The sequence below is a fragment of the Pigmentiphaga sp. CHJ604 genome (genome assembly GCF_036972535.1).
In the GTDB taxonomy this organism is placed as follows: domain Bacteria; phylum Pseudomonadota; class Gammaproteobacteria; order Burkholderiales; family Burkholderiaceae_B; genus Pigmentiphaga; species Pigmentiphaga daeguensis.
The window spans coordinates 4430340-4455310 of the sequence record NZ_CP136998.1 but is presented as its reverse complement, the minus strand read 5'-3'; the positions used below and the strand labels follow the sequence as shown (position 1 = coordinate 4455310).

The 24971-nt window shown below is 69.2% G+C and carries 22 protein-coding genes and 1 pseudogene; 7 read left to right on the top strand and 16 right to left on the bottom strand.

From position 1 onward, the window contains the following. Positions 1-3: 3 nt before the first annotated feature. The 4 genes from R4823_RS21410 to R4823_RS21395 all read right to left on the bottom strand — a co-directional run bounded on the left by R4823_RS21410 (position 4) and on the right by R4823_RS21395 (position 5512). Entirely contained in the window at positions 4-2949 is a 2946-nt protein-coding gene (locus R4823_RS21410; RefSeq protein WP_338616069.1) for an EAL domain-containing protein, read from the bottom strand. Positions 2950-3027: 78 nt separating this feature from the next. Continuing rightward, entirely contained in the window at positions 3028-3780 is a 753-nt protein-coding gene (locus R4823_RS21405) for a hypothetical protein (RefSeq protein WP_087837798.1), read from the bottom strand. Between the two features lie 153 nt (positions 3781-3933). Next, complete coding sequence (locus tag R4823_RS21400) at positions 3934-4686, bottom strand: sulfite exporter TauE/SafE family protein (RefSeq protein ID WP_132979891.1); 753 nt, start codon at positions 4684-4686, stop codon at positions 3934-3936. 55 nt (positions 4687-4741) lie between these two features. Then, entirely contained in the window at positions 4742-5512 is a 771-nt protein-coding gene (locus R4823_RS21395) for an IclR family transcriptional regulator (RefSeq protein WP_087837796.1), read from the bottom strand. 117 nt (positions 5513-5629) lie between these two features. On the opposite strand from R4823_RS21395, the gene R4823_RS21390 reads away from it, so the two are divergent. Further along, entirely contained in the window at positions 5630-6601 is a 972-nt protein-coding gene (locus tag R4823_RS21390; protein WP_279817526.1) for a tripartite tricarboxylate transporter substrate binding protein, read from the top strand. Positions 6602-6616: 15 nt separating this feature from the next. Here the strand turns inward: R4823_RS21390 and R4823_RS21385 are convergent, their stop codons facing one another. Next, positions 6617-8110 carry an AMP-binding protein gene (locus tag R4823_RS21385; RefSeq protein WP_338616066.1) on the bottom strand — a complete coding sequence of 498 codons (1494 nt, stop codon included), beginning with the start codon at positions 8108-8110 and terminating at the stop codon, positions 6617-6619. Further along, a complete protein-coding gene (locus R4823_RS21380; protein WP_338616064.1) occupies positions 8107-9135 on the bottom strand; it encodes an alcohol dehydrogenase catalytic domain-containing protein in 1029 nt (342 codons plus the stop codon). Before R4823_RS21380 ends, R4823_RS21385 begins: the two co-directional genes overlap by 4 nt. Positions 9136-9266: 131 nt before the next feature. On the opposite strand from R4823_RS21380, the gene R4823_RS21375 reads away from it, so the two are divergent. Continuing rightward, positions 9267-10016 (top strand): enoyl-CoA hydratase/isomerase family protein, encoded by a 750-nt coding sequence (locus R4823_RS21375; RefSeq protein ID WP_338616062.1) that lies wholly within the window; start codon positions 9267-9269, stop codon positions 10014-10016. 7 nt (positions 10017-10023) lie between these two features. Here R4823_RS21375 and R4823_RS21370 read toward each other — a convergent pair whose 3' ends face one another. Further along, positions 10024-10950, bottom strand: coding sequence for a LysR substrate-binding domain-containing protein (locus R4823_RS21370; protein WP_087837791.1), 927 nt, complete (start codon positions 10948-10950; stop codon positions 10024-10026). Positions 10951-11082: 132 nt separating this feature from the next. Between R4823_RS21370 and R4823_RS21365 the strand changes: the two genes are divergently transcribed. The 3 genes from R4823_RS21365 to R4823_RS21355 are packed head-to-tail and all read left to right on the top strand — an operon-like array spanning position 11083 to position 13875. Next, positions 11083-12057, top strand: a complete 975-nt coding sequence (locus R4823_RS21365; protein WP_087837790.1) for a tripartite tricarboxylate transporter substrate binding protein — start codon at positions 11083-11085, stop codon at positions 12055-12057. Positions 12058-12091: 34 nt separating this feature from the next. Then, a complete protein-coding gene (locus R4823_RS21360; RefSeq protein WP_132979894.1) occupies positions 12092-12718 on the top strand; it encodes a hypothetical protein in 627 nt (208 codons plus the stop codon). Further along, the gene (locus tag R4823_RS21355) at positions 12715-13875 is read left to right on the top strand and encodes a mandelate racemase/muconate lactonizing enzyme family protein (RefSeq protein WP_338616059.1); all 1161 of its coding nucleotides are present in this window, start codon (positions 12715-12717) and stop codon (positions 13873-13875) included. Before R4823_RS21360 ends, R4823_RS21355 begins: the two co-directional genes overlap by 4 nt. 11 nt (positions 13876-13886) lie before the next feature. Here R4823_RS21355 and R4823_RS21350 read toward each other — a convergent pair whose 3' ends face one another. The 5 genes from R4823_RS21350 to R4823_RS21330 form a co-directional block, all read right to left on the bottom strand. Further along, on the bottom strand, positions 13887-15242 hold the full coding sequence (locus tag R4823_RS21350) for an amidase (protein WP_338616057.1): 1356 nt from the start codon (positions 15240-15242) through the stop codon (positions 13887-13889). A gap of 50 nt (positions 15243-15292) precedes the next feature. Beyond that, positions 15293-15679 carry a cupin gene (locus R4823_RS21345; RefSeq protein ID WP_087837786.1) on the bottom strand — a complete coding sequence of 129 codons (387 nt, stop codon included), beginning with the start codon at positions 15677-15679 and terminating at the stop codon, positions 15293-15295. Between the two features lie 28 nt (positions 15680-15707). Continuing rightward, the gene (locus R4823_RS21340; RefSeq protein ID WP_087837974.1) at positions 15708-16388 is read right to left on the bottom strand and encodes a DUF2848 domain-containing protein; all 681 of its coding nucleotides are present in this window, start codon (positions 16386-16388) and stop codon (positions 15708-15710) included. Between the two features lie 64 nt (positions 16389-16452). Continuing rightward, complete coding sequence (locus R4823_RS21335) at positions 16453-17421, bottom strand: tripartite tricarboxylate transporter substrate binding protein (protein ID WP_087837785.1); 969 nt, start codon at positions 17419-17421, stop codon at positions 16453-16455. A gap of 49 nt (positions 17422-17470) precedes the next feature. Beyond that, entirely contained in the window at positions 17471-18679 is a 1209-nt protein-coding gene (locus R4823_RS21330) for an FAD-dependent monooxygenase (RefSeq protein WP_087837784.1), read from the bottom strand. A 102-nt stretch (positions 18680-18781) separates the two neighbouring features. Between R4823_RS21330 and R4823_RS21325 the strand changes: the two genes are divergently transcribed. Then, complete coding sequence (locus R4823_RS21325; protein ID WP_087837783.1) at positions 18782-19771, top strand: LysR substrate-binding domain-containing protein; 990 nt, start codon at positions 18782-18784, stop codon at positions 19769-19771. Here R4823_RS21325 and R4823_RS21320 read toward each other — a convergent pair. The 3 genes from R4823_RS21320 to R4823_RS21310 all read right to left on the bottom strand — a co-directional run bounded on the left by R4823_RS21320 (position 19668) and on the right by R4823_RS21310 (position 22909). Continuing rightward, positions 19668-20774 (bottom strand): mandelate racemase/muconate lactonizing enzyme family protein, encoded by a 1107-nt coding sequence (locus R4823_RS21320; RefSeq protein WP_338616056.1) that lies wholly within the window; start codon positions 20772-20774, stop codon positions 19668-19670. The two genes, R4823_RS21325 and R4823_RS21320, sit on opposite strands and share 104 nt — an antisense overlap. A gap of 9 nt (positions 20775-20783) precedes the next feature. Next, positions 20784-21767, bottom strand: a complete 984-nt coding sequence (locus tag R4823_RS21315; RefSeq protein ID WP_087837781.1) for a tripartite tricarboxylate transporter substrate binding protein — start codon at positions 21765-21767, stop codon at positions 20784-20786. 164 nt (positions 21768-21931) lie between these two features. Then, complete coding sequence (locus tag R4823_RS21310) at positions 21932-22909, bottom strand: asparaginase (RefSeq protein WP_338616054.1); 978 nt, start codon at positions 22907-22909, stop codon at positions 21932-21934. Between R4823_RS21310 and R4823_RS21305 the strand changes: the two are divergent. Beyond that, positions 22843-23844, top strand: a pseudogene (locus R4823_RS21305) (LysR family transcriptional regulator); the annotation flags it as partial. The gene R4823_RS21310 and the pseudogene R4823_RS21305 overlap by 67 nt on opposite strands. A 20-nt stretch (positions 23845-23864) precedes the next feature. Here the strand turns inward: R4823_RS21305 and R4823_RS21300 are convergent. Further along, positions 23865-24971, bottom strand: a complete 1107-nt coding sequence (locus R4823_RS21300; protein ID WP_279817508.1) for an NAD/NADP octopine/nopaline dehydrogenase family protein — start codon at positions 24969-24971, stop codon at positions 23865-23867.

Here is a 24971-nt window from a genome sequence, read left to right as displayed (position 1 = left end):
GCGTCAATGCGGGCCCCAGGCGGACATGCCGTCCGGCAGCCCCGGCTGGGAACCGCCGGCGATGAAGGCCCGGACCTGTTCGTCGGTGATGAAGCTCGCGGCAGAGCTGGCGCGCAGGATGTCCTCGGGCGCCATGGGCTTGGCGATGGCCCAGCCCTGTACATAGTCTACCCCCAGCTCCGCCAGCGCTTCCACCGTGGCATAGTCCTCCACCCATTCGGCGATGCTGCGCATGCCGAGGTTGCGCGCCAGCTCGACGATGGCCTCGACGATGGCATAGTTGGCCGGATGCTCGTGCATGCGCTTGATGAAACCGCCATCGATCTTGAGCGCGTCGGCGGCGAACTCCTTCAGGTACGAGAACGAGGTGTAGCCCGCGCCGAAGTCGTCGAGCGCGATCTTGGCGCCGCAGGACTTGAGCCGGTCGATGAAGCGGCGGGAGTTGGCGATGTCGTGCAGGGCCACGCTTTCGGTGATCTCCATGCACAGGTACTTCACCACCGGTCCGAAGCGCGAGAGGATGCGGAAGGTGTCCTCGATGAAAGCCTCGTCGTTCAGCGACGCGCCGCTCAGGTTGACGCAGACGAAGCGGGTGTTGGGCAGGCGCGGCAGGTTCTCGGTCAGCCATACCAGCGTCGAGGTCAGCACCCATTTGTCCAGTTCGCCGATGGTGCCATTGGCCTCGGCCGCCGCGATGATCTTGCCGGCGGGCACCATCGCGCCGGACGAGTCCTGCATGCGGATCAGCACTTCGAAGTCCAGCGAGGCCTCGGGCGCGCGCAGCGACATGATGGGCTGCATGACCAGCGACAGGCCGGTGGGCGTGAAGGTGCTGCCCAGTTCTTCGATCAGCCGCAGTTCCTCGGCGCGCTCCTGGAAGGCCGGCGCGTTTTCCTTGTAGATGACCAGGTGGCCGTGCTTGCCCTTCTTGGCCTCGCGACAGGCGCGGTCGGCCGCCGAGACGGCATCCTGGACGCGCATCTCGGGCGTGATCTCGATCAGGCCGATGGAGACCTTGACCTGGAACGAACGCCGGCGCAGCTGGAAGGGCATGTCGCAGATGTCGCTGATGATGCGGCGGCACAGGTCCGTGGCCGGCAGCATGGCGGTGTCGCGCAGTACGAGGATGAACTCGTCCCCGCCGATGCGCCCGATGTGGTGGTGGTCTCCCAGCGACCACTTGACCCGCTGGCAGACCTGCTTGAGGACTTCGTCGCCGGTCTGGTGGCCGTACAGGTCGTTGATCAGCTTGAAGCGGTCCAGGTCCAGGTAGGCCAGGGCGATGGGATGGGCCGGATCGAAGTGCTTCAGCGAGGTTTCGAGGATGTGTTCGATGCCGCGGCGGTTCAGCGCGCCGGTCAGGGTGTCGTTGTTGGCCAGGAAGCGCAGCCGTTCCGTGGCCTTGCGCCGTTCGGTGATGTCCTGCAGCGAGCCCTCGATGCGGGTGTGGGCCAGCGTGGCCTTGGCCAGGTACCAGCGCGGTTCCATGCCGCCTATGGGCTGGGCCTGGATTTCCGCTTCGCCGCCGCGGTCGGCGATGTCCTTGAGCCGTGCCAGCGCGCCGGGTTCGAAGTAATTCTGCCAGCGCAATTCGTGCAGCGGCCGGCCTTCCAGGCCGAGCTTCTCCTGCATGGCGGTATTGGCGCGCACGAAGCGTCCGTCGGGTTCCAGCGTGAACAGCCCCACGGGCGTGACTTCGTAGGCGCGTTGCAGTTCGGCCTCGGCATGTTCGCGCTCGACCCGTTCCACGCGTATCTGCTCGGCGAACGCGAACGCGGCCACCAGGCTGGACGCCAGGGCGGCGGTGACGCTGTTGAGGGCGCCGACCAGGGCCTTGAAGTCGAACGCCGCGGCGATGACCTCGGAGAAGGTGGAGAACAGCACGATGCCCAGCGCCGCGGCGTACCAGAGCGCGATGCGCGAACGCGTGACGATGACGATGCGGGCGAGGAAGAAGATGACGACGAAGATGCCGAACGAGGCCACCACCCACATGGCGGGGAGGAAGGCGGCGAAGCTCAGGAAGAGGGCCAGGACCAGCAGCACCAGGCCGGCGCGCGCGCCGGCGCGCAGCAGCCAGGCATAGCCCACGCGGCTGAGCTCGGTGCGCATGAACTGGGCGAACAGCGTGTAGGTGACGATGTAGTAGGCGGCAATGGTCAGCTTGCGGGTCATCGCCATCCATTCGTTGGGGATGGCGCGCTCCAGCCATTGGGTGTCGAACCCCATGGTGATGCCGCCCAGGCGCAGGTTGCCGACCAGCCAGATCGCGAACAAGAGGTAGCGCGCGTCGCGGTTGATCAGCGCCGTCATCAGCGTCAGGACGGCCAGGGTCAGCAGCCCGCCCTCGAGCACGCCGGTGGCGTGGTGATAGGCGAGATGCGACAGGGCCAGCTCGGATTCCGGCCAGGCCTCGACGGTGATGCGGGCGGGGCCCGAGAAGTGGGCGCGGCACAGCAGGTCGCGGGGTTGGGCGTGCACGCCCAGGTCCAGCGCGAAACCGGACTTCACCGATTGCAGGATGCCCGACGTGCCGCTGCGCGTGGCCGCGCCCACGGGGGCCAGCCCGGCGGCGTTCCAGCACGAGATTTCCTGCGCATGGCGAGAGGGGAGCTCGACGCTTTGCGGCGTGTTCGAAGGGGGAACGGTGAAGCGGAACCAGAACGGCGTCTCGGCCAGGCGGGTGTCGTGGAACCGGACCGCGGGCGCGGACGCAAGGGCGGCCAGCGCTTCGGAAGGGGTCTGGCCGTTCTTGTCGGCGACCACCGCGAAGGGCAGGGTGCGATTGTCGTTGGTGTCGTAGATGCTGTGTTCCAGCGTGAGCGCCACCAGCGAGAAGACGAAGATCGCGGCCGGTACGAGGTAGTACGAGAAGTTGCTTAAGAACCAGTCGATCTTGGCTGTAACCCAGGCTATGCGGGTAGAGGGTTCCGCCGAAGGGGGCTGCATGTTCGCCTTGTGAAGGAGGGGGGGCTTGTCGGTCCGCGGGCGGCCCGCCCCCCCGGATGGGCCGCTGATCGTGCCGTATCAGGCCTGCGGTTGGAGGAGTTCTTCCCGTTCCCGCGAAGCGCTGCGCAGCGCGTCAATGTTAATCAAATTCCCATCGATGCGAATGTCCGGATGATGGGTCTTGAACACAAACTGATACAAAGGATGGCTGCCCTCGCGCCACCGCTTTTCCGCCGTCGCGATCTCGAAGGCCAGCACGCGGTGGGGAATGTTGCCGGCGTGCCGCATCGGCATGAAACCTTGGCCGGGGAACACTTCGCGGAACATCAGCGCCTCGTACTGGCGGTCGAGCGGGGACCGTCCGGCAATGACCATCCAGTCTATGCCAGCCTGCACGCAAAAGAGGAAATAGGCCTTGAAAAGGGCGGTTTTCGCCACGCGGCCCATGCGTTCGCTGGCCACGCCCAGCCGGGTGGCCTCGGCCAGCGCATAGCCCGAGAGCCAATCGGGCAGCGTGACCGACTGTTCCAGCCACAGCGGGCCGCACATGTTGGTCTGGACGCGCATGGTGCCCAGCGGCGCGCCGTCGAACTTGGATTCGGCCAGCAGCACGACCGAGCCGGGATCGGTGTCGTGCAGTTCCGGCTCGCCCAGGTTGCGGGCGATTTCCGGCACGTGGCGGCCATAGGCCGACTGGCGCATGGTGATGGCTTTTTCCATCGCCTCGCCGTCCCGCGCGATGCGGACGGTGAAGGGCAGGTTCTCCGGGGTTTGCTCGGAAAGCGGCAGCAGCAGGCCGGACCGGGTGGACAGAGTGTTGTCGTAAGACATTTGGACTTCCTTGTAAGAGTGGGACGGTATGGCCGTTGCGGATATCGCAGCGGTGACACCAGATTCGCACGTCTGGACGGGAAGTTGCTTACAACTGAGGGGAAAAAGGGGGTTAAGGCCCGATTTTTGTTGTGCGTTGCACAATGGGCGGTTTCAACCGCCCAGGCTGGCCCATATCAGGCTGGCGCCCGCCAGCATGAGCAGCCCGCAGACCAGCCATTCGATGGCGCGCCGGGAAATAGGAGGCGGATGGCGGGCCTGCCACCACGACACGCCCGCGACGACGGGAACGGCGCAGACGCCCAGCAGCAGCGAGCTCCATTCGAAATGGCCGCTGGCGGCCACCAGTACCAGGCGCAGGGCGGCGCTGGCGGCGAACATCATGAACAGGCATTCGCGCACCAGGTTGCGATCCAGGGGCTGCCGGTACAGGTGATAGACCATGGGCGGTCCCGACGTGGAGAAGAGCCCGCCGAGCAGGCCCGACAGCACGCCGAAGAACCACAGCGCCGGCTTGCCCGACGGCTGGGCTCGGGGGGCGCTCTGCACCAGCAGCAGGACGGAACAGCCGATGATGGCCACCCCCAGCAGCAGCCGCAGCGTCGTCACCGCATTCGTGCTGAGCCAGGCCAGCAGCGCGACGCCGCCCAGCACGCCCAGGAGACTGCTGGTCAATATGGGCCGCAGCAGCGTCCAGTCGAAGGTGACCCGGTTGTAGCGCCAGTAGGCCCAGGCGTTGGCCAGGCTCAGGACGCTGGCGACGTTGGCCGCCTCGGGAATGGGCATGAGGCCGAAGGCGCCGACCATGCCGAGCAGCAGCAGGGCGAAGGCAAAGCCGGTGAGGTTCTGGCAGTAGGCCGACAGGCCCACGCAGGCGAGGAATAGCAGAAAGGTCAGTACGGTCATGAGCCCGAAATACTAACCCGAAAAGGAGGGGCTTTCCCGGCAAGACGGTGCGCGGTCAGCTCGCGCGCAGCACGGCCGAGATGCTGGCCGCGCTGCGCAGCGCGTGCTGGGCCAGCGGGGCTTCCGGATCCAGTTCTTCTTCCAGCGCCAGCCCGGCCACGATCAGCGCGGCCACGGCTTCGCCGCCACGGCCGAACACCGGGCAGGCGAGCGTGCCCACCCCCGGCCGCATCTCGCTCAGGCCGAACGACAGGCCCCGGGCCGCGCGTATCGCTTCCAGCCGTTCCGAGACGGCCGCGTAGCGTTCCTCGCCCACGTGCGCGATGCCCTGTTCGCGCGGCCATGCGGCCAGGATGGCGCGCCCGCTCACGCTGGCGTCCAGCGGGAAATGGGTACCGATGTCGGTGATGATGTTCAGCGGCACCGACGGAGCCCAGATGCGTTCGATGATGACCACCTCGTCCAGCGCCGGCACGGAGATGGAGACGATCGCGCGGCGCTTGCCCACGCCTTTTTCCTGGAGCTCGATCGCATGCGGCAGGGCGGCGCGCCGTATGCCGAGCCGGTCGTGCTGGGCCGTTCCCAGCACCAGGCACTTGGGTCCCAGCGCATAGACCCCTTCCCGTGCCTGCACCATGCCCCAGAAGGCCAGGGTGCGGAGCACGCGATGGACCGTGGTGCGGTCCAGTTCCGTCGCCTGTGCCAGTTCGAGCGCCGTCGCGCCTCGCGGCATCCGCATCAGCACGTCGAGCAGGAGCATGGCCCGGTCGATGACCTGCACCCGATTGCCGGGCGGAGCTGCGGAAGGGATGGACGGGCGGGGCATGGACAAGGTCGCGGGAATCGTTGACGTCGCGACATGGTATCGCTAATCTCCAAGTGCGTATTACAAGCTTTATGTGCGTAATATGCACATAACCAACGGTCATGAGAGGTTGTCGCCATGTCGTCCCTGCGTGTTTCCTGGTTTGCGTCGTTTCTCCTGCTGGCTACGGCCTCCGCCGCCGCGGCGGATGGATATCCCTCCCGGCCGGTCAGGCTGGTCGTGCCCTTCGCGGCCGGCGGCGCGGTGGACGCGGTCGCGCGTACGCTGGCGCTCCGGCTGTCCGAACAGTTCTCGCAGAAGGTGGTGGTCGAGAACCGCGCCGGCGCCTCGGGCAACATCGGCGCCGAGGCGGTGGTCAGGGCACCGGCCGACGGCTACACGCTGCTGTTCACGGCTTCGACCCTGGTCGTCAATCCGCTGATCATGAAGGACAAGCCGCCTTTCGATCCGGCCAGGGACCTGACGCATCTGGCGCTGGTCGCGTCCGGACCGCTGCTGTTCGTCACGCCCGCGTCCGCGCCGGCCGAATCGGTCCAGGATTTCGTGGCCAAGGTCAAGGCAACGCCCGACCGGTTCAGCTTCGCGGTAGGCGGTTTCGGCGCGGCGGGCCACCTGGCGGTGGAGTCCTTCAAGTACCGGGCCGGCCTGGCCGTGCCCACCGTGCTCTACAAGGGCACCGGGCCGGCGCTGGTCGACCTGATGGGCGGCCAGGTCAGCGGCATGATCGATCCGCTGCTGTCGTCGCTGCCGCCGGTCAAGGCCGGCAAGCTCAAGGCGCTGGCCATCACGGGGAACAAGCGCAGCGCGCTGGCTCCCGACGTGCCGACGTTCGCCGAAGCGGGCTATCCCGAGGTCAACTTCTCGACCTGGTATGGCTTGTGGGGCCCGGCGGGATTGCCGGCCTCGGTGGTGGACAAGCTGGAGGCCGCCGTCAAGCGCTTCGTGGCGGAGCCCGACACGCGTGCCTGGTTCGAGCGCCAGGGGCTCGAGCCTTCGGGCGTGTCGGGCGCCCGCTTCCGGGCCTTCATCGACCAGGAAACGGCCAAGTCGCGCGAGGTCGTGAAGCTGGCCAACATCGCCGAGCAGTGACGGGAAGTCCGGCTCTCAGGCTGGCTCCGCGAGCAAGGCCCGTACCTTGGCCCGCTGCACCTTGCCGTAGTGGGACTTGGGGATGGCCGGAGCGAAGCGGATCACGCGCGGCTTCTTGAAGCCCGAGAGCGACCGGCGGCAGTGTTCCATCAGTTCCTCGGCCGTGGCCGCCGCGCCCGCGCGCAGCACGACGGCGGCGCCGACGATCTCGCCCCACTCGGGATCGGGCAGGCCGGCGGCGGCCGCTTCGGCCACGGCCGGGTGGCTGCACAGCGCGCGCTCCACCTCGTCCGGCAGAATGGACTTGCCGCCGCTGCGTATCACTTCCTTCAGGCGGCCGGTGATGCGCAGCACGCCCGAGGCATCCAGGATGCCGAGATCCCCGGTGCGGAACCAGCCGTCGCGGAAGACCCCGGCGGTCAGTTCCGGTTGCCGCCAGTAGCCCGCCGCGACGTGGGCGCCGCGTATCAGCACTTCGCCTTCGGTGCCTGCCGGCGCGGTTTCCCCCTCGCTTTCGATGCGGATTTCGCAGCCGAACAGCGGACGGCCCACGCTGCGTATGGCCTGGGCCCGGGTGGCCGGATCGGCCAGCGCCTGTGGCGGCTGGTAGCAGCTCCACGAGGCTTCGGTCAGCCCGTACAGAATGCCGAAGCGAGGTCCGAACGCCTGGATGGCGGCCAGGAAGGTATCGGGCGCAATGGCGGCGGCGCCTACGTCCATGCTGCGCAGCGCGCCCAGGTCGTGGTCGGCGGGCCGGGTTTCCTTCAGCAGCCGCACCAGGTGCGTGGGGACCAGGGACGTGGACGTGGCGCGGTAGTGCGCCAGCAGCTCCAGGAAGCGCGCCGGCTCGAAGCGGCCGGCCAGCACGACGGTGCCCCCCGCGGCCAGCTGGGCCAGCACGATGATGGCGGCGATCGGCCACAGTGGCCGCATGTTGAGCATGACGTCGCCCGGGTGCTGGCCTCGGGCCATGACGATGTTCTGCAAAGCGGAGGTAAGGCTGCCATGGGTGATGACCACCGCTTTCGGCGTCCCGGTACTGCCGCCCGTGTAGTTGAGCGAGGCCATGGCCTGGGCGGCGGGGGTGGCCGCCGGGGTCTCGCGGCTGCCGGCGTCGGCCTCCAACGGGCGCAGCCGCAGGCCCGGCACGCGGGCGGCCAGTTCGCGCGCGCGATCGGCATATTCGGCCCCGTGGGCCAGCATGAGGGCCTGGGCGTCGATCAGTTGCGCGGCTTGTTCATCGGCGCTGAGCGCCGGATCGAGCGGCACGCGGACCAGTCCCGCCGACATCGCGCCGTAGTCCCACAAGAGGTAGGCGGGCGTGTTGTCCCCCAGGATGGCGACGCGATCGCCGTCGCCGAGCCCGTCCGCGCGCAGCGCGTGGCCCAGTCCGAACACGCGCGCGGCGAATGCGCGGAAGTCCAGGACGCCGCCGTCGCGCGCGTCCACGATCGCGGGCCGGCCGGGCCAGTGCTGCGCGCACCGTTGAAGCAGGGCACCGATGTTCATAGCCAGCCCTGCATGATCACGCGGCCCTCCACGGCCTTGGTGTCGAGTAGCTCGTGCGCGCGGCGGATCTCGTCGAAGGGCAGGGTGGCGGAAATGACGGGGCGGATCTGGCCGCAAGCCAGCATCGCCAGCCCCTGGCGGATGTCCTCCAGCGTGCCGCTGCCCGATCCCATGACGCGTATCCGCCGGCCGATCAACAGGCCGGGCAGCACGTCCACCGCCTGGCCGTCGATGTTGCCCAGCACCACCACCGTGCCGCCCTGGGCCATGCTGCGCAGGGTCTCGGGCAGGGACAGGCCCAGGTTGTCGATGGCGATGTCCACGCCCTGCTTGCCGGTGAGCTGCCAGGCCTGGGCGCTGAATTTCAGGTCGGGCGACACGATCACCTCGTCCGCTCCGAGCGATTTCAGGTGCGCGGCCTTGGCCGGACTCGAGGTGACGGCGATGGAGCGGGCACCCAGGGCGCGCACGATCTGGATCTGATGCATGCCCAGGCCGCCGCTGGCGCCGGTGATGAGGACCGTGTCGCCGGGACTGGTGCCGGCCAGGGTGCGCAGCGCGCGCAGGCTGGTGCCTATCGGGCAGCACGACAGCGCCGCGGCCTCCCAGGGCAGGCCGCGCGGCACGGGAATGGCCATGGGCGCGGGCACGCAGACATATTCGGCGTAGCCGCCCACGGTATCGACTGCCGGCAGGCCCAGGGCACGGCACATGTCCTGCCGGCCGCGCAGGCAGTTGCGGCACAGGCCGCAAAACTGGCGCTGGTAGATGACCACGGGGTCGCCTACGCGATGCGTGATCACGCCGTCTCCTACCGCGACGACTTCGCCCGCGGTCTCGTGGCCCAGGACGACGCCGGCGCGCGCGCCCGGCAGCTTGCCGGCGCGGTGCAGGACGTCGTGGTGACAGATGCCGGCTGCCCTGACCTGGACCAGCACTTCGCCGGCCGCGGGGGAGGGGGTGGGAACCTCGCGGATTTCCAGGGTATCGGGTGCGCCGAAGGCGGAAAGGATGACGGCTTTCATGAGTAGGTGTGTCCTGTGTTTGTGCATTATATGCACATAATGTTTACTATTTACACATCTGCGGTATAGTTTGCATAGCCGGCACCGGCCTGTCAACGTGTAGCCGGCGTCATTCAACGGAAGAGGCCTGCATGGGTATCGACTATCGTCCGCTCGAGGGCGGCATCCACGAGATCGTCATCAACCGCCCGGAGCGCATGAACGCGCTGGACGTGCCCGCGAAGCGGGAACTGGGCCGCATCTGGCGCGACGCGGCGCAGGACCCCGCCGTATCGGTACTGGTGCTGCGCGGAGCCGGCGAGAAGGCCTTCTGCGCCGGCTCGGACATCAAGGAGATGCAGGCGACCGGCACCATGGTCGACACGCCGACGCTGATGGACGCGATTCCCGGCATAGGCGTGGAGCTGCACAAGCCGGTCGTGGCGGCGCTGCACGGCTTCACCATAGGCATGGGGCTGACCCTGGCGATCCATGCCGATTTCCGCATCGCCGCCGAGACCGGCAAGCTGGGATTCCCCGAAGTCCAGCACGGCATGCTCTCGGGCGTCAGCGCCGTCACGCTGCCGGGGCTGGTGGGCGAACCGCGCGCGCTGGACCTGATGCTGACGGCCCGGCTGATCGAACCGCGGGAAGCGCTGCGCATCGGGCTGGTGGACGAGGTCGTGCCCGACAGCCTCACGGCCGCGATGGCGCTTGCGCGGCGCATCGCGTCGAATTCCGCGGCGGCGGTGGCGCAGACCAAGCGACTGATCCTGCTGGAGCGCCGGCGCCGCGCCCGCGAGCATGCCGCCGCCATCGACGACGCGCGGCTGGCCATACTCGAATCGAAAGAGTTCGGCGACGTGGTGGCCCACAAACCCGGGGCGGGACGCATCCGCTAGGGCATGCCTATCCGTTGATGCGCCGCCCGGCGTCCAGCAGGCGGCCGATGTCCTGTGCCGCCAGCAGTTCCACCGTTCCCTGCGCGAGCTGCGACAGCGGCCGCTCGCGGGCGGTGGCCAATACGAGGTTGTTGCGCATGCGGGGCGAGCCGATGGCGGAGATCCTGAACGGGCCGCCTTCGACCGTGCTGGCGATGGGCGCCGCGCTGCGCGGCACGATGGCATAGCCCTGTCCGCTCAGCGCGAGCTTGAGCAGGGTATGCACGGCGTCGACCTCGGCCACGACGTTCAGCTTGATGCCATGGGGCCGGCAGCCGGCCTCGATCACGTTGCGCACGGCGTTCGGAATGCTGGGCACCAGGACAGGATAGCGCTCCAGCTCCCGTGCCGCCAGCCGCGCCGGCAGCGGAAAGGCGGGCTTGGGGCGGCCGCACAGCACCATGTCTTCGCGATACAGGCTGCGGTATTCGAGCCGGGGGCTGGGCGGAGGATCGAACAGCAGCGCGATCTCGATCTTGCCCAGTATCAGGTCCTCGCGCAGCGCGACGCTCAGGCCCTCGGAAACGGAAATCGATGCCTCGGGATAGCGCTGGCGGAATTGCTTGACGAGTTCCGGCGTCAGCACATGCGCGATGCGCGGAGGCAGGCCCACGGTCAGCCTGCCGGTGGGCTGTTCGCGCAGCGCCTGGATGTCGGCGCGGGCCTGCCGTGTCAGCTTCAGGATGGCGTTGCCGTAGGAAAGCAGGCACTTGCCGGATTCGGTCAGTTCCACGCCGCGGCCGGTGCGGACCAGCAGATGGGATTTCAGCTCGAGTTCCAGCAGGCGGATGTGGCGGCTGAGCGTGGGCTGGGAGACGCCCGCCACCAGCGCGGCGCGGGTCAGGCTGCCCAGTTCGGCCACGCGCACGAAGGATTCCAGCTGCTGCAGGTCCATGGTATTTGATTTATGGATATCAGATGTAGAAGCTATTTTATTGATGAAAATGGCACGCGTGCGCACAATGCCGCCTCTTGACTAAACGCCGCCAGCGGGATTCCGCCAAGGCGGCATGCACGAGGAGACCCCATGCAGATGTCCCGCAAATTCCTGGTCCCGGCCGTTGCCCTGGCGCTGGCTTCCACGCTGGGCGCCGCGCGCGCCGAGGACTACCCCGCCCGGCCGGTGCGCATCGTGATCCCGTTCGCGCCCGGTGGCAGCAATGACATCGTCGGCCGCCTGATCGGCGAGGAGCTGACCAAGCGCCTGGGGCAGCCGTTCATCGTCGACAACCGGGGCGGAGCGGGCGGCACCATCGGCACCGAAGTGGTGGCCAAGTCCCGTCCGGACGGCTATACGCTGTTGCTGATCTCGACGCCGCACACGGCGAATTCGACGCTGTACAAGAAGCTGCCCTACGATCCGGCCAAGGACTTCTCGCCCGTTGCCCGGCTGGCGACCGCGCCGCTGTTGATCTCGGTCTATCCGGGCCTGCCCGTGAAGACGCTGTCGGACCTGATCGCCTACGCCAAGGCCAATCCCGGCAAGCTCAACTACGTGTCGTCCGGCGTGGGCAGCTCGCAGCACCTGGTCAGCGAACTGTTCGAGATCCGGGCCGGCATCTCGATGACGCACGTGCCCTACAAGGGCGCCGGCGCCGCCCTGACCGACGTTGCCGCGGGCCATGCCCAGGTGTCCGTCGGCACCGTGCTGCAGGCCCTGCCGCACGTCAAGGCCAACCGCCTGCGGCCGCTGGCCGTCAGCGGTTCCAAGCGCCAACCCGTGCTGCCCGAGGTGCCCACGGTCCAGGAAGCGGGCCTGGCTGGCTACGACGGCGACAACTGGTGGGGCATCCTGGCGCCGGCCGGCACGCCGCCGGCCATCGTCGACAAGCTGAGCAAGGCCATCGGCGACATCCTGGCCGAGCCGGACATGCGCCAGCGCCTGGAGGCCGAGAGCGCGTCGGTGGCCTATCTGTCGCCCGAGCCCTTCGGCAAGTTCATGGCCGGCGAGACGACCAAGTGGGCGGAGCTGATCAAGCGGCTGGGCATCCAGGCCGATTGACGCGTCCGGCAGGCAATTTCTGGAAGATGCATCTATGAGCAGACCCGCCGCGGTGTTATTGCGGTATTCCCCGGTGCCCGCCGACCTGGCGGCCATCGAACGACTGGCGGCCGAGGTGGTGGCCGCCCACCCCGGATGCTTCGAGCGCGTGGACGCGAACCGCGCGCTGGATGGCTCCCATCTGTACCTGTACTTCTGGTCGGCGCGGCCCGGCGGCCTGGAACTGGCCGGGGCCATCGCCGAGCGGGCCGGCAGGCTGCTGCCCGGCCAGGCGCCTGACGTCCTGCTTCTGTCGCCGGTGCAGGACCTGCCCGGCGTCTCGCAGGGCCAGCCGGTCACGCACCACTACGTGGTCGAGACCGACGTGCGTCCCGATGTGGCCGAGGATCTGTCGAACTGGTATGGGCAGGAACACCTGCCCGGGCTGGCCGCCGTGACGGGCAACGTGCGCGCGCGCCGGCTGGTGGCGGACAATCCCGACGGCAGCCAGCGCTCGCTGGCCTGCTACGACCTGACCACGCCCGCCATCCAGCAGGATCCCGCCTGGCTGGCGGTGCGCGCGACCGGCTGGAGCAGCCGCGTGCGCCCGCATTTCCAGAACACGCGCCGGGTCATGTGCGAACGGATCTACGTACTCGAACCCGGCCTAGGAGCGATATGACTTCCGCAATCAGACAAGACGGCGTGCCTGCCCTGGTGGACGCCCGCATCACCCGCATCGAGACCATTCCGCTGAGGGTGGAGCTGGAGCGGCCGGCCACGGGTTCGACCCTGAAGCTGACCCATCGCTGCACCATCGTCACGCGCGTGCACACCGACGCCGGCGTGGTGGGCGAGTGCTTCAACGGCAACGACGACGAACTTCAACCGGCCATCATCCGGCTGATCCACGATGAACTGGAGCCCTTGCTCAAGGGGCGCCGCGTGGCGGCCATCGACGACGCCTGGGCCGCCACGCGGCGCGCGACCGAGCCTTTCCTGCGCGACCGCCGGGTGGCGCTGCGGGCCCAGGCCTGCGTGGACAGCGCGCTGCACGATGCCGTGGGCAAGCTGGCCGGCCTGCCGCTGCACCTGTTGTGGGGCGGCGCGCGCGAGCGGGTGCCGGTGGTCGCGCTGGGCGGGTACTACCGCCAGAGCGGCGACCTGGAGGCCCTGGCGGACGAAGTGGCCGAACTGAAGGCCTTCGGCATCCATGGCCTGAAGCTCAAGCTGGGGGGCAAGACGCCCGCCGAGGACGCCCTGCGCGCCCAGACCGTGCGCCGGGCCGGCGGCGATGGCTTCGTGCTGGCCTGCGACGCCAACCAGGGATGGAGCCGCGAAGAGGCGCTGGAGTTCGTGCGCCGGACGCGCGACCTGAACCTGGCCTGGTTCGAGGAGCCCTGCCGCTGGGACAACGACCGCGCCGACATGGCGGTGGTGCGGACCGTGGGCGGCGTGCCGGTGGCCGCGGGGCAGAGCGAGCTGTCGCGCTTCGGTTGCCGCGACCTGCTGACGGCGGGCGCCATCGACATTTGCAACTTCGATGCGAGCTGGGGCGGCGGTCCGACCGAGTGGCGGCGCGTGGCGATGCTGGCCTCGGCCTTCAACGTCTCGGTCATGCAGCACCTGGAGCCGCAGATCGGCCTGATGATGTCGGCGGGCGTGGTCAACGGCCGCTATGCCGAAGTCATGCTTCCCTGGCGCGATCCGTTCTTCTACAAGCTGATCGCGAACCAGCCGGCCCGGCCGTTCGTCGATGGGTTCTACACGCTGCCGACCGCGCCGGGATGGGGCATGAGCTTCGACCCGGAGTACCTGGAGTTCGCGCGGCGCAAGTAGCGGCCGCCGGCTCAGCGCGCCGCGAGCAGGGCCTCGACGGCGCGCGCCACCGCCAGCAGGCGGCGGTCCTGGCCGCCCGGCGCGGCCAGCATGAGGCCGACCGGCGCCGTGCCCGGTGCGTGGCAGGGCAGCGAAATGGCGCACCCGTCCAGGAAGTTGATGAAGGTCGGGTTGCGCAGCACCAGCAGGTTGGTCCGGCCATAGGCCTCGTCGTCGGCCAGTTCCCGCACCGTCGGCGCGATGACCGGCACTGTGGGACAGGCCATCACATCCAGCGTCTCAAAGTGCCGGTTCGTGCGCCGTATCCAGTCGGCGCGGCGCGCGTGCAGCTCGGCGACGTCCTGCGCGGTCAGCTGCGCGCCTTTCTCGATGCGCACCTTGACGCGCGGGTCGTACAGGTCGCCATGCCGGGCCATCATGTCCCGGTGCAGCGGATAGGACTCGGCGGCCGTGTAGCCGCCCTTGGCATTGATGGCGGCCAGTTCCGCGAACTCCGCGAAGGGAATGTCCACGATGGCCGCGCCGGCTTGCGACAGCCGCCGCAGCGCGTCCTGGAAGGCCGAGGCCACGTCATGGTCCATGCCGTCCAGCACCAGGGTCTGCGGCACGCCCATGCGCAGTCCGGCCAGGGACGCACGCTCGTTCGGGTACACCGGATCGCCGGACAGGATGGCGTCGACGATGGCGCAGCAATTCACCGTGCGGCCGATGCCGCCTATGCTGTCCAGCGTGGTCGACAGCGGGAAGGCGCCGGTGGCGGGTACGCGCGCGGCGGTGGGCTTGAAGCCGGTCAGGCCGGTCAGCGCGGCGGGGATACGGCACGAGCCTCCGGTATCGGTGCCCAGGCCCACGGCCGCCATGCCGTCCGTGACCGACACCGCCGCGCCCGAGGACGAGCCGCCAGGAATCCGGCCGGTCTTGCGGTCGTAGGGGTTGAGCGGCGTGCCGTGGTGGGGATTGAGTCCCAGCCCCGAATAGGCGAACTCCGTCATGTTCGTGCGGCCCATGACGACGAAGCCCGCCTCGCGCAGGCGGGCGACCGCCTCGGCGTCGCGCGCGGCGGGCGGGGCCTCGGCCAGCACGCGCGAGCCCGCCGTCGTGACCTGGCCTTCGATGTCGAACAAGTCCTTGATCGAGATGGGAATACCCGCCAGGCGCCGGGTGCTTTCCCCTCGCGCGCGCGCCGCGTCGATCGCGTCGGCGGCCCGCCGCGCGCCATCGGCGTCCACCAGGGTATAGACGCGCGCGCCTTCGCCGGAGGGGTCGGCGATGCGCGCCAGGCAGTCTTCCACCAGCGCGCGGCTGGTGACGCGGCCGGCGTCCAGCTCGGCGCTCAGGTGTTCTAGGGACTTGTCGGGCGGAGTCATATCAACCATCCATGCATGCTGGGCGCCCGAAGGGCGTAGGGGGGTGGGCCTCAGGCAGGGTCGTAGTAGTGTATTTCCAGAAGGAGACAGCCGCCGTTGGACTTGAACGGGCCGTGCCAGGCGCCGGGCGGGCGCACCGCGTAGGTGTAGCCGGAGAACGGCGTGCCGCCGTTGCCGTCGGCGTCGTTGCCCACCGTGAGGTCGCCGGAGACCAGGAAGACTTCCTCCCAATGGTCATGGACGATGGCCTCCCGCGTGTGGAGTCCGGGCGGGAAGCGCAGGAGGCGGGTGCGGCTGCCCCGCTTGTTCAGGACGTCCAGCGCGCCGGCCAGGATCTTCTCGCGGGCGCCGGAGGCGGGGTCGTAGCCTTCGGGCAATTGCCAGCCGTTCTCCATGTCCACGTTATGGAATTCGTCGTGCAGTTTGTTCACGGGCATAAAAAGGGGCTCCTGATATGAAAGGGAATCAGCCGGCCACGGGCAGCGACTCGGCGAGATAGCCGTGGCGCAGCGTGCGGTCCAGCACGGGGTCGTGCAGTTCGAAATCGAAGCGGGCCGAGTGGCGGATGCCGCCGTGGGCGGGCAGCGTGCCGCAGAACATCGCGCCGCCTTCGGGCAGGGCGCCACCGCCGTCGGCATAGCCGGCGATCAGCTCGAGCGGATGGCGCATGGCCGTCACCGGGCCGTCCTGGTAGGGCACGCGCCGGCCGTCTTCCTCGATGAAGGCGCGCAGCAGCAGCCGGTCCCAGTGCGCGGCCACATCGTCGAACAGCCACCAGTCAGCGCCCACGGGTTTCTCGCACAACTGCTTGGAGATCGCCACGCCCATGGTCTCGACCTTGCGGTCGGTGTGGTCCGAGCCTATGCCTACCCACAACCGCCCGCCCGCGCGCAGCATGACGAACTCGACCTCGCCGCTGGAGTCGGTGCCGCAGACCTCGATGCGGTCGCGTGTGGTCAGGCGGGAGGCCGCGACGCGGTAGTACATGGGGGTGGCGGCCGGGCGCGGGACACCCAGGGCCTCCAGCTCGGCGATGTGTTTCTCCATGGCCTCGCGGTCGCGGCCGGTCCAGCCGGCGATGACTGCGTGCGAGATGGCGGTGTCGCGCGAGGCGGTGCCCGCGCCGGTGATGAAGTTCAGGAGCATCGTGTATCCATCGGAAAACGTGGCGGCCGCGCATGCGGACATGGCGGCCGGATCGGGCGGGCCGTCAGTCCAGCCTGGCATTGGCGGCCTTGACCACCTTCTGCCAATGGGCCGATTCCTGCGCGATGAAGGCGCGGAACTCGTCGGGCTTGTCGGCGATGATGGTCAGCCCCAGCGATTCCAGCCGGGAGGTGACGGCGGGGTCGTGCAAGGCCTTGGCGAACTCGGTGTTCAGCCGGTCGACGATGGAGCGCGGCGTGCCCGCGGGCGCGACGAAGCTGTACCAGTTGCCGGCCTGCACGTCGGGGTAGCCGGCCTCGGCCGAGGTCGGGATGTCGGGCGCCTGCGGGCTGCGTTCCTTGCCGGTCAGCGCGATGGCCTTCAGGCGGCCGCTCTTGACGTACTGGAGGACGTTCGAGAGGTTGTCGCACATCAGGCTGACGCGGCCGCTCAGGACGTCCTGCATGGCCGGGGCCGGTCCCTGGTAGGGCACGTGCACCAGGTCCACGCCGGTGGCCGCCTTCAGCGATTCGCCGCACAGGTGGCTGGTGCTGCCGTTGCCGGCCGAGGCGAAAGTCAGCTCGCCGGGACGCTTGCGCGCCAGGTCGACCAGTTCCTTCAGGTTGGAGGCCGCGATGCCGGGGTGGGCCACCAGCAGGTTGGGGGTGGACGCGGCGTTGATGACGGGATCGAAGTCCTTGGCCGGGGCGTACGACAGCTTGCCGTACACCCAGGGATTGATGGCCAGCACGCCGGTCGTGGCCATCAGCAGCGTGTAGCCGTCGGCCGGCGAGGTCGCCACTTTCGCGGCGCCCAGCGAGCCGTTGGCGCCGGCGCGGTTCTCGACGACCACCGTGGCGCCCAGGGCCTTCGAGACATGGGGGGCCAGCAGGCGGGGAATGATGTCGCTGGTGCTGCCCGGGGGGAACGGCGTCACGATGGTGATGGGACGGCTGGGATAAGAGTCGGCCCAGGCCGGAGCCGTGGCCGACACCAGCGCGAGCATACTGCCTAGTGCGAATTTGCTGAACATGCTGAACTCCCGATGGAGGATGGTAGGGAAGGGGAGCGCATACTGCGGGTCACGCGCCCTGGTGCATCTCCGGCCGCCGCAGGCTGCTGATCATGGACACCTTCAACAGGTACTCCCTGGCCAGTTGCCCGTCGCCGGCCGTGCGGGTCATTTCTTCGCGCCAGGTCTTCTGCCGCGCCTCGTCCCGCGTCTCCAGGTTGTTCTTGTTGGCGATGGTGATCTTGTTCACGTAGTCGAGCGCCACGGGCCGCCGTTCCGCCTCGTACCTGTCCAGCAGGGCCTCGCCGGCCTGCCCCAGGCAGACGCGGGCCAGCTTGTCGGCAAGATTGAAAGCATCATGTATGCCACCGTTCATGCCCATGCCGCCCAGCGGATTGTTCAGGTGGGCCGCGTCGCCCGCCAGGAAGGCCCGGCCCACCCGGTATCGCGGCGCCACGCGCTGGTGCACGGAATAGATGGTGCGGTGCTCGATGGCGTAGCCGGCCGGGTTCGGGTGCACGCATTGCAGGCGGCGCTGGATGCTGGCGTCCGACAGGATGTCGGCATCGGTCTCGTCCGCGCCCACCGGCAGCATCACGCGCCAGAGGCCGGGCACGCGCAAGAGGAAGAACCACTGCTCGGGATCGGCGAAGTAGCTGACTTCGGCCAGGCCGGGGATGACGTCGGCGAAATCGAAAGGGGTGCTGGCCACCAGGAAGCGTTCGGTCCAGGTGAAGCCTTCCAGCACCACGCCCAGCAGGTCGCGCACCGCGCTGCGGCCGCCGTCGGCGCCGATCAGCCAGGTGCCGCGTTCCGTCGTCGTGGCGCCGTCGGCGCCCTGGAGCGTAAGCGTGACGCCGTCCGCATCCTGCCGGACGTCGGTCGCGCGCGCGTCGAAGCGGACCTCGGCATGCGGGATGCGCGCCAGGCGTTCGACCAGCAGGCCGTTCAGCTTGAACTGCTCGCACTGGAGGCGATAGGGGTGCGCGGTCTCGTCGCCGATGGCGCCGAAGTTGAACTCTGCCACCCAGCCCTGGCGGTCGCGGTACTGCATGCGCGGGGCCACCAGGCCCATGTTGATGAGTAATTTCGAAATATCCAGGCGAGCGAGCAGGTCCAGCGTGGAAGGCTGGAAGGTCGAGGCGCGCAAGGTCTGCGGCAGGCTGGCCTCGGCCTCGAACACCGTCACGGGGATGCCGGCATCCGCCAGCACGTTGGCGGCCACCAGGCCCACGGGGCCGGCGCCGGCGATCAGGACTCGTTCGTTGTTTGCGGTCATGGCATGCAGGAATGTGGAGGAACGGGACACATCCTAGGAGTCTTGTCCGCGGTCCGACAAACGATTTATTCTGGAGACATCTTGAGTTTTTGGAATGACCCAATGCGACGCAGGCTGCCCAGCATCGGTGCGTTGACCGCCTTCGACGCGGCGGCGCGCCACCTCAGCATCACCCGCGCGGCGGCCGAGCTGTCACTGACCGAAAGCGCCGTGTCGCGCCAGATCTCGCTGTTGGAGGAACAACTCGGCGTGCGGCTGTTCCACCGCATCAAGAAGCGCATCTCGCTCACGCGTGCGGGAGCCATGTATGGCGAGCGGGTGATGCAGACCATCGAACGCATCGAGCGCGATACGCAGGAAGTCATGGGGCACGAGGGAGGCGGCGTGGTGCTCGAGATCGCCGCGCTGCCGACCGTGGGATCGCAATGGCTGGTGCCCAGGCTGGCCTCGTTCTACGACGACCAGCCCGGGGCCACCGTGCACGTCAGCGCGCGCAGCACGCGCTTCTTCTTCAGCGAAAGCGCGCTGGACGGCGCCCTGTATTTCGGCGCGCCCGACTGGCCCGGCGCGGGGATCGACCACTTGTTCGACGAGGTGCTGCTGCCGGTGGGCAGCCCGGCATTGCTGCGGGGCGCCGCCGCGCCCGGTCCGCGAGACATCGTAGGCTGCCGGCTGCTGCACCTGATGACCCGCCCCGAGGCCTGGCGCCACTGGTGCTCGGCGGCTGGCCTGCCCGACGTCAACGTCATGCGGGGGCCGCGCTTCGAGATCCAGTCCATGCTGATCAGCGCCGCCTGCGCCGGCCTGGGCGTGGCGCTGCTGCCGCGTTTCCTGATCGGCGACCAGCTGCGCTCGGGCAAGCTCAAGGTGTTGTCGGACCTGGCCGTGCGCAGCGAAGGCGCCTACTACTTCGCCTATCCGGTCGAGAACGCCGGCGACCCGGTGCTGGCGGATTTTCGCGCCTGGCTGCAGGCGCAGACCGCATCCCTCAGGACGCGGACACGGGCAGGCGGTACCGCTCCAGCCGCTCGCGGTCTATCCAGTCGTCCACGCAAGGGGACGGCGGCAGCGCCACGCGGCCGCGCCGGATGACGGGTTCGGCCGGCACGACCTGCTCGGCCAGGGTCAGGAAGAAAGTCTGTTCCGCGGCGAAGGCGCAGTCGGCGGCAGGCACGGCCGCGGCTTGTTGCAGGTTGATCAGGGTACCGAGCGCGCTTTCCGCATAGATGCCGGTGGCGATCCGGGCTCCGTACTTGCGCGCCAGGTCGCCGATGGCCAGCGTCTCGGTCATGCCTATGCGCCCGGGCTTGGCGCTGAGCGAGCGCGCGCCCCGTTCCAGGAACAGCGCGGCGTCGGCGACCGTGGCGCAGGGGCTGTCCACCAGGATGGGCAGGGCGGTGCCCCGCTGCAAGGCCTCGAAATGGGCATCCGGGCGCAGCGGGCAGGGATCTTCCGCGGTCTCGACCCCTTCGTCCTCGAGCAGGCGCAGGTAGGCCGCGGCCTCGTCCGGCGCGTAGGCCGAGTTGGCGTCCACGTTGAAGACCGCGCCGTCGCCCACGGCCCGCCGTATGGCGCGCAGCGCCCGCCGGTCGACGTCCATCCCCTGTCCGCCCTTGATCTTGAACGCGCGGATGCCATGGCGCTCGGCCGCGCCCGCGGCTTCGCGGGCCATGACCTCCGGAGGCTGGCGGGTCACGGTCCAGGTCACCTCGACCTCGGGCGTGCCGCCCCAGAATTGCCACAGCGGCTGCCCGGCGCGGGCGGCGCGCAGCATCCAGCAGGCGGTCTCCAGCATGCCCTTGGCCAGTCGATTCTCCGGCAGGGGAGCCAGCGCCTGGCGCAGCGTGGCCGGGTCGGATACGTCCAGGCCCGCCGCCGCAGGCATCACCAGGTCGCGGAAGGCCGCGGCCAGCGAGGCCGGCGAGACGCCGGACCAGGTCGCCTTGACCGTGCCTTCGGCCATGCCGGCCAGGCCGTCGTCCGACTCGATGCGCAGCAGGGCGTAGACGCCGGCGTCCTCGATCGCGTTGGCCCAGACCACCTGGCGGCGATAGGCCAGGCGGTAGAAGTCCAGCGACCAGCGGGCGATCTTCATGGCAGGGGGTCAGCCCATCGTGATGTTGGCTTTCTTGATCAGCTTGCGCCAGGTTTCCATCTCGCGCTCGACGTGGGTCCGGAACTCGTCAGGCGTGGTGCCCAGCATCTCGACCCCCTGGGACTTGAAGTGCTCCTTGAAGTCGGCCGATTGCACGATCTTGTTCAACTCGCGATTGAGCTTGTCGACGATGGGCTTGGGCGTGCCGGCCGGCGCGACATAGCCCCACCAGCCCGAGGCATCGTAGCCGGGCAGGGTTTCGGCGATGGTGGGCACGTTGGGCAGCACCGACATGCGTTCCTTGCCCGTGACGGCAATCGCCTTCACGCGGCCGGGCTGCAGGTAGGCCATCGCGCCCGTATAGGTGCTGAACGTCAGTTGCACCTGTCCGCTGGCGACGTCGTTCAGGCCTTGCGCCAGGCCCTTGTAGGGAATGTGCATCAGGTCGATCTGGGCCATGTCCTTGAGCAGCTCGCCCATCAGGTGGGCGCTGCCGCCGTTGCCGGTCGAGGCGTACGAGATCTTGCCCGGTTGCGACTTGGCCAGCGCGATCAGCTCGGGGAGCGTGTTGGCGGGCAGGCTGGGGGTGGCGGTCATCACGTAGGGCGAGGTTCCCACCAGGGTGATGAAGCTGAAGCTCTTGATGGAGTCGTAGGGCAGCTTGGGAACCAGGCTCGGATTGATCGAGTGCGAGGCTGCCGTCTGCAGCAGCGTGTAGCCGTCGGGTTCGGCGCGTGCGACGTATTCGGTGCCGATGACGGTGCCGCCGCCGGGTTTGTTCTCCACGACGACCGATTGCTTGAGCGCTTCGGACAACTGCTGCGCGATGCGGCGCGCCAGTACGTCATTGATCGCGCCCGGCGTGTAGGGAACGATGATGCGTATCGGCCGCGACGGATAATTGGCCGCGGATTCGCTTTGCGCCCATGCGGGCAGCGTCGTCGCCAAGGCAGCCGCGACGGCTCCCAGCCGGAGGGCGAAACGGGTCTTCATGCTGTCTCCTCGATGGCGGCTGTCCGGAGGACTTCTCGTCCTTGCCGGGGGAAAGCCAGATTGTTGCTTAAATCAACTATGGATTTTATCAACTATACCGTAACAAGTTGCCGCTTTCAACGATGGCGCGCTGGGGAAAACCCCGGGCGCGCCGCTCGCTTCATTCATTCGTAGGACAGGGTGTCGAACAGCGCCTGCAAGGCCGCCGGCGGCGTGCCGGCGCCCAGCGCCAGCATCAGCGCGATGCGCGCCTTGTACGGGTCCAGGCCGGCGGCCTGGATGAAATCGCCGGTGCCCGGATGTGCCACCCGGCCGGCGCCGGTACGGGTGGCGCGCACGATCGCCAGGCCGCGGCGGCCGGCCTCGCGCAACAGCGGCTCGATGCGGCCGCTGATGGAACCGTTGCCGTAGCCGGCCCAGACCAGCCCGCGCGCGCCGGCGCGCAGGACCGCATCGACCATCGAGGTGGAGATGCCGGGGTAGTCGAACAGGATGTCCACGGGCGCCAGCGGCGTGTCCGGCGGGAAACGCGGCGGGCGGCGGCGGGGCGGCGAGAGCCAGCCCACGTAGCCATCCTGGACGAAGCCGGCGGCGCCGGCTTCCCCGCTATCGAAGGCGTCCACGCGATGCGTGTGCGCCTTGCGCAGATGGCGGGCGTGGTGGACCCGGCCGTTCAGGACGGCAACGACGCCGTGCCGCGCCGCCCACGGGCACGCCGCCACCTGCACGGCCTGCAGCAGGTTCATGGGACCGTCGGCGGAGATCGCGGTGGCGGGGCGCATGGCGCCGGTGATGACCAGCGGCTTGGCCAGGGCCAGGGTCAGGTGCAGGAACCAGGCCGTCTCCTCCAGGGTGTCGGTGCCGTGGGTCAGCACCACGCCGTCGACGCCGGGGTCCGACTGTGCCTGCGCCAGTTCCCGCGCCAGCATTTGCCATAACTCGGGCAGCGCGTCCTTGCTGTCCAGCGAAGCCAGTTGCCGCGCATCCAGGCGGATGTCGTCCTGAAGGGGAAGGTCGGCCAGCAGCGCGGCGGCCGGAAGGGCGCCGGCGCGGTAGCCGCTGGTGTCCCGCGGCGATGGCGCGGCGCCGGCGATGGTGCCGCCGGTGGCCACGATGCGCACGGAGGCGGGTCGGCGCGTCATGCGGCCTCCGCGGAGTATGCTCGCGTGGGGACGCGCAGTCGCGCCCCCCTGCCAGGACTATCCGTATGCACGATGCGACACACCGCCTGCTGGCCGCGCTCAGGATGCGCCAGCTCGAACTCATCAGTACCCTGGCCGATGCCGGCAACATGCGGGCGGCGGGCCAGCGGCTGCATCTGAGCACGGCCGCGGTCAGCAAGGGGCTGCGCGAAGTGGAGGCGCTGTTCGGCACGGCCATCTTCCATCGCCTGCCGCGCGGCGTGGTCACGACCGCGGCCGGCGACCTGATCGTCCAGCGTGCGCGGGTGCTGCTGGGCGAGGTGGCCCAGCTGGCGGACGAACTGGCCGCGCATGGCATGCCGGCCGACCAGGGCATGCGGCTGGGCGCGCCGCCCTTCATCGCCTGGACGCTGGTGCCCAGGCTGCTGCGTGACCTGGCGGCCCATGGGGGCCTGCCGCCCGTGCGCATCGTCGAGGGCCGGCTGGCCGACATGTGCCAGAAGCTGGAGGCCGGCGACCTCGACGTGCTGGTCACGATGAACACGCCGTCCGAGCTTGGCGGGCTGAGGCCGGACGGTTTCGTCATCGAGCAGATAGGAGTCGAGGAGTGGACCGTGGTGTGCGCGCCCAAGCATCCGCTGGCCGCGGACCGCCGGCGGCGCCACGCGTGGCGGTCGTTGCGCGACGAAGCGTGGATCCTGCCGCCCCGGCCGACCAATGCCCGCATGATGGTCGAGCAGGTCATGCTGCAGCACGGCCTGGCGCCCATCGTGCCTCGCATCGAATCCACCAATGCCATCACCAACCTGCAACTGGCCGAACAGGCGCTGGGCGTGACCCTGGCGGCGCGTTGCGTGATCGAGGATCGCCTGCGGCGCGGCACCCTGGTGGAGATCGGCATGGAAGACCTGCCCGCGCCGGTACCGATCGCGATGGTCTACCGCTTCAGCGGCGCTCATCGCGGGGGCGTGTCGGCGCTGCGCGAGGCGGCGCAGCGGCTGCGCAGCGCGGCCACGCCGCCCGAGGCCAGTCCCAGTTCGTCCACCAGGAAGTTCTCGGCCCGGAAGTCGCGCGCATAGACGGATTCCAGGATGTCGATGCAGGCCGACAGCAGCGGCGTGTCCACGCCCGCGGCCCGGGCCAGCGCTTCCTGGAACACCAGCCCGAAGGGGGCGTCCTCCAGCACGTAGCGGTGGTCCAGGCGGGCGGGGCCCGATGGGCCCATGCCGCGCGCCTGGATGGCCGCGGCCATCTCGTGCAGCGGCCCGGCCTCGATATGGTAGGACCGGCTGTAATGCTCGGCCAGCGTGGGGAGGGCGAAGCCCAGCGCCGCGGCGGTGGCCAGGCGTTCCCGATCGAGCCCTTCGGCCAGGCGGCCGACCACCGGCGTGAAGCAGCCGAACAGCGGCCAGTCCTCGCCCCGGTCCATCCGGGTCAGGTTGGGGATGACCTCGGCGGCGTGGGCGATGGGGTTGATGTTGGCCAGCGTCGGCGCCAGCAGGTCGCCGGCGTCGACGAAGCGCTCGCCCAGCAAGGCGGCGCAAAGCGCCAGGATGCGGCCGCCATCTCCGGTCGAGGCCATGTCGATGCGATGGCGCAGCGGATTCGCGTGCAGCCGGCCGTCGGGCAGGAAGTGGGCGGTCGTGGGCGTCGTGGCCCAGCCCGCGGCATGCAGCTCGCAGCCGCGCCGCGCCGCGCGCTCGCGCAGCCAGAGCGGCGCCAGGCTGAGCGCGCCGCTGACGATGACGGTCTGGCCGTCGCGCCATAGCGGTGCCAGCCGTCCCAGCACGTCGGCATAGGCGTTGCCCGGCAGGCAGACGATGACGGTATCGAACCCGGCCAGCCGTTCAGGCGCGGCCAGCAACTCGATCTCCACGTCGCCGTCCAGGGCGCCGGTGCAGGCGATGCGCGCCATGCCGCCGCGGCGTTCGAGCCGCGATGCGGTGGGAGACCACAGGAAGGGACGGTGTCCGTGACGAAGCAGATAGGCCGCGGTGGCGCAGCCGATGGGCCCGGCGCCGACGACTGCGACGTCGAGCGCGGGGTGGGAATGCGAGGCCAT

Coding starts and splice junctions, on each gene's coding strand:
- R4823_RS21410 (WP_338616069.1), bottom strand. CDS start 2,949: ATGCAGCCCCCTTCGGCGGAACCCTCTACCCGCATAGCCTGGGTTACA.
- R4823_RS21405 (WP_087837798.1), bottom strand. CDS start 3,780: ATGTCTTACGACAACACTCTGTCCACCCGGTCCGGCCTGCTGCTGCCG.
- R4823_RS21400 (WP_132979891.1), bottom strand. CDS start 4,686: ATGACCGTACTGACCTTTCTGCTATTCCTCGCCTGCGTGGGCCTGTCG.
- R4823_RS21395 (WP_087837796.1), bottom strand. CDS start 5,512: ATGCCCCGCCCGTCCATCCCTTCCGCAGCTCCGCCCGGCAATCGGGTG.
- R4823_RS21390 (WP_279817526.1), top strand. CDS start 5,630: ATGTCGTCCCTGCGTGTTTCCTGGTTTGCGTCGTTTCTCCTGCTGGCT.
- R4823_RS21385 (WP_338616066.1), bottom strand. CDS start 8,110: ATGAACATCGGTGCCCTGCTTCAACGGTGCGCGCAGCACTGGCCCGGC.
- R4823_RS21380 (WP_338616064.1), bottom strand. CDS start 9,135: ATGAAAGCCGTCATCCTTTCCGCCTTCGGCGCACCCGATACCCTGGAA.
- R4823_RS21375 (WP_338616062.1), top strand. CDS start 9,267: ATGGGTATCGACTATCGTCCGCTCGAGGGCGGCATCCACGAGATCGTC.
- R4823_RS21370 (WP_087837791.1), bottom strand. CDS start 10,950: ATGGACCTGCAGCAGCTGGAATCCTTCGTGCGCGTGGCCGAACTGGGC.
- R4823_RS21365 (WP_087837790.1), top strand. CDS start 11,083: ATGCAGATGTCCCGCAAATTCCTGGTCCCGGCCGTTGCCCTGGCGCTG.
- R4823_RS21360 (WP_132979894.1), top strand. CDS start 12,092: ATGAGCAGACCCGCCGCGGTGTTATTGCGGTATTCCCCGGTGCCCGCC.
- R4823_RS21355 (WP_338616059.1), top strand. CDS start 12,715: ATGACTTCCGCAATCAGACAAGACGGCGTGCCTGCCCTGGTGGACGCC.
- R4823_RS21350 (WP_338616057.1), bottom strand. CDS start 15,242: ATGACTCCGCCCGACAAGTCCCTAGAACACCTGAGCGCCGAGCTGGAC.
- R4823_RS21345 (WP_087837786.1), bottom strand. CDS start 15,679: ATGCCCGTGAACAAACTGCACGACGAATTCCATAACGTGGACATGGAG.
- R4823_RS21340 (WP_087837974.1), bottom strand. CDS start 16,388: ATGCTCCTGAACTTCATCACCGGCGCGGGCACCGCCTCGCGCGACACC.
- R4823_RS21335 (WP_087837785.1), bottom strand. CDS start 17,421: ATGTTCAGCAAATTCGCACTAGGCAGTATGCTCGCGCTGGTGTCGGCC.
- R4823_RS21330 (WP_087837784.1), bottom strand. CDS start 18,679: ATGACCGCAAACAACGAACGAGTCCTGATCGCCGGCGCCGGCCCCGTG.
- R4823_RS21325 (WP_087837783.1), top strand. CDS start 18,782: ATGCGACGCAGGCTGCCCAGCATCGGTGCGTTGACCGCCTTCGACGCG.
- R4823_RS21320 (WP_338616056.1), bottom strand. CDS start 20,774: ATGAAGATCGCCCGCTGGTCGCTGGACTTCTACCGCCTGGCCTATCGC.
- R4823_RS21315 (WP_087837781.1), bottom strand. CDS start 21,767: ATGAAGACCCGTTTCGCCCTCCGGCTGGGAGCCGTCGCGGCTGCCTTG.
- R4823_RS21310 (WP_338616054.1), bottom strand. CDS start 22,909: ATGACGCGCCGACCCGCCTCCGTGCGCATCGTGGCCACCGGCGGCACC.
- R4823_RS21300 (WP_279817508.1), bottom strand. CDS start 24,971: ATGGCCTCGCATTCCCACCCCGCGCTCGACGTCGCAGTCGTCGGCGCC.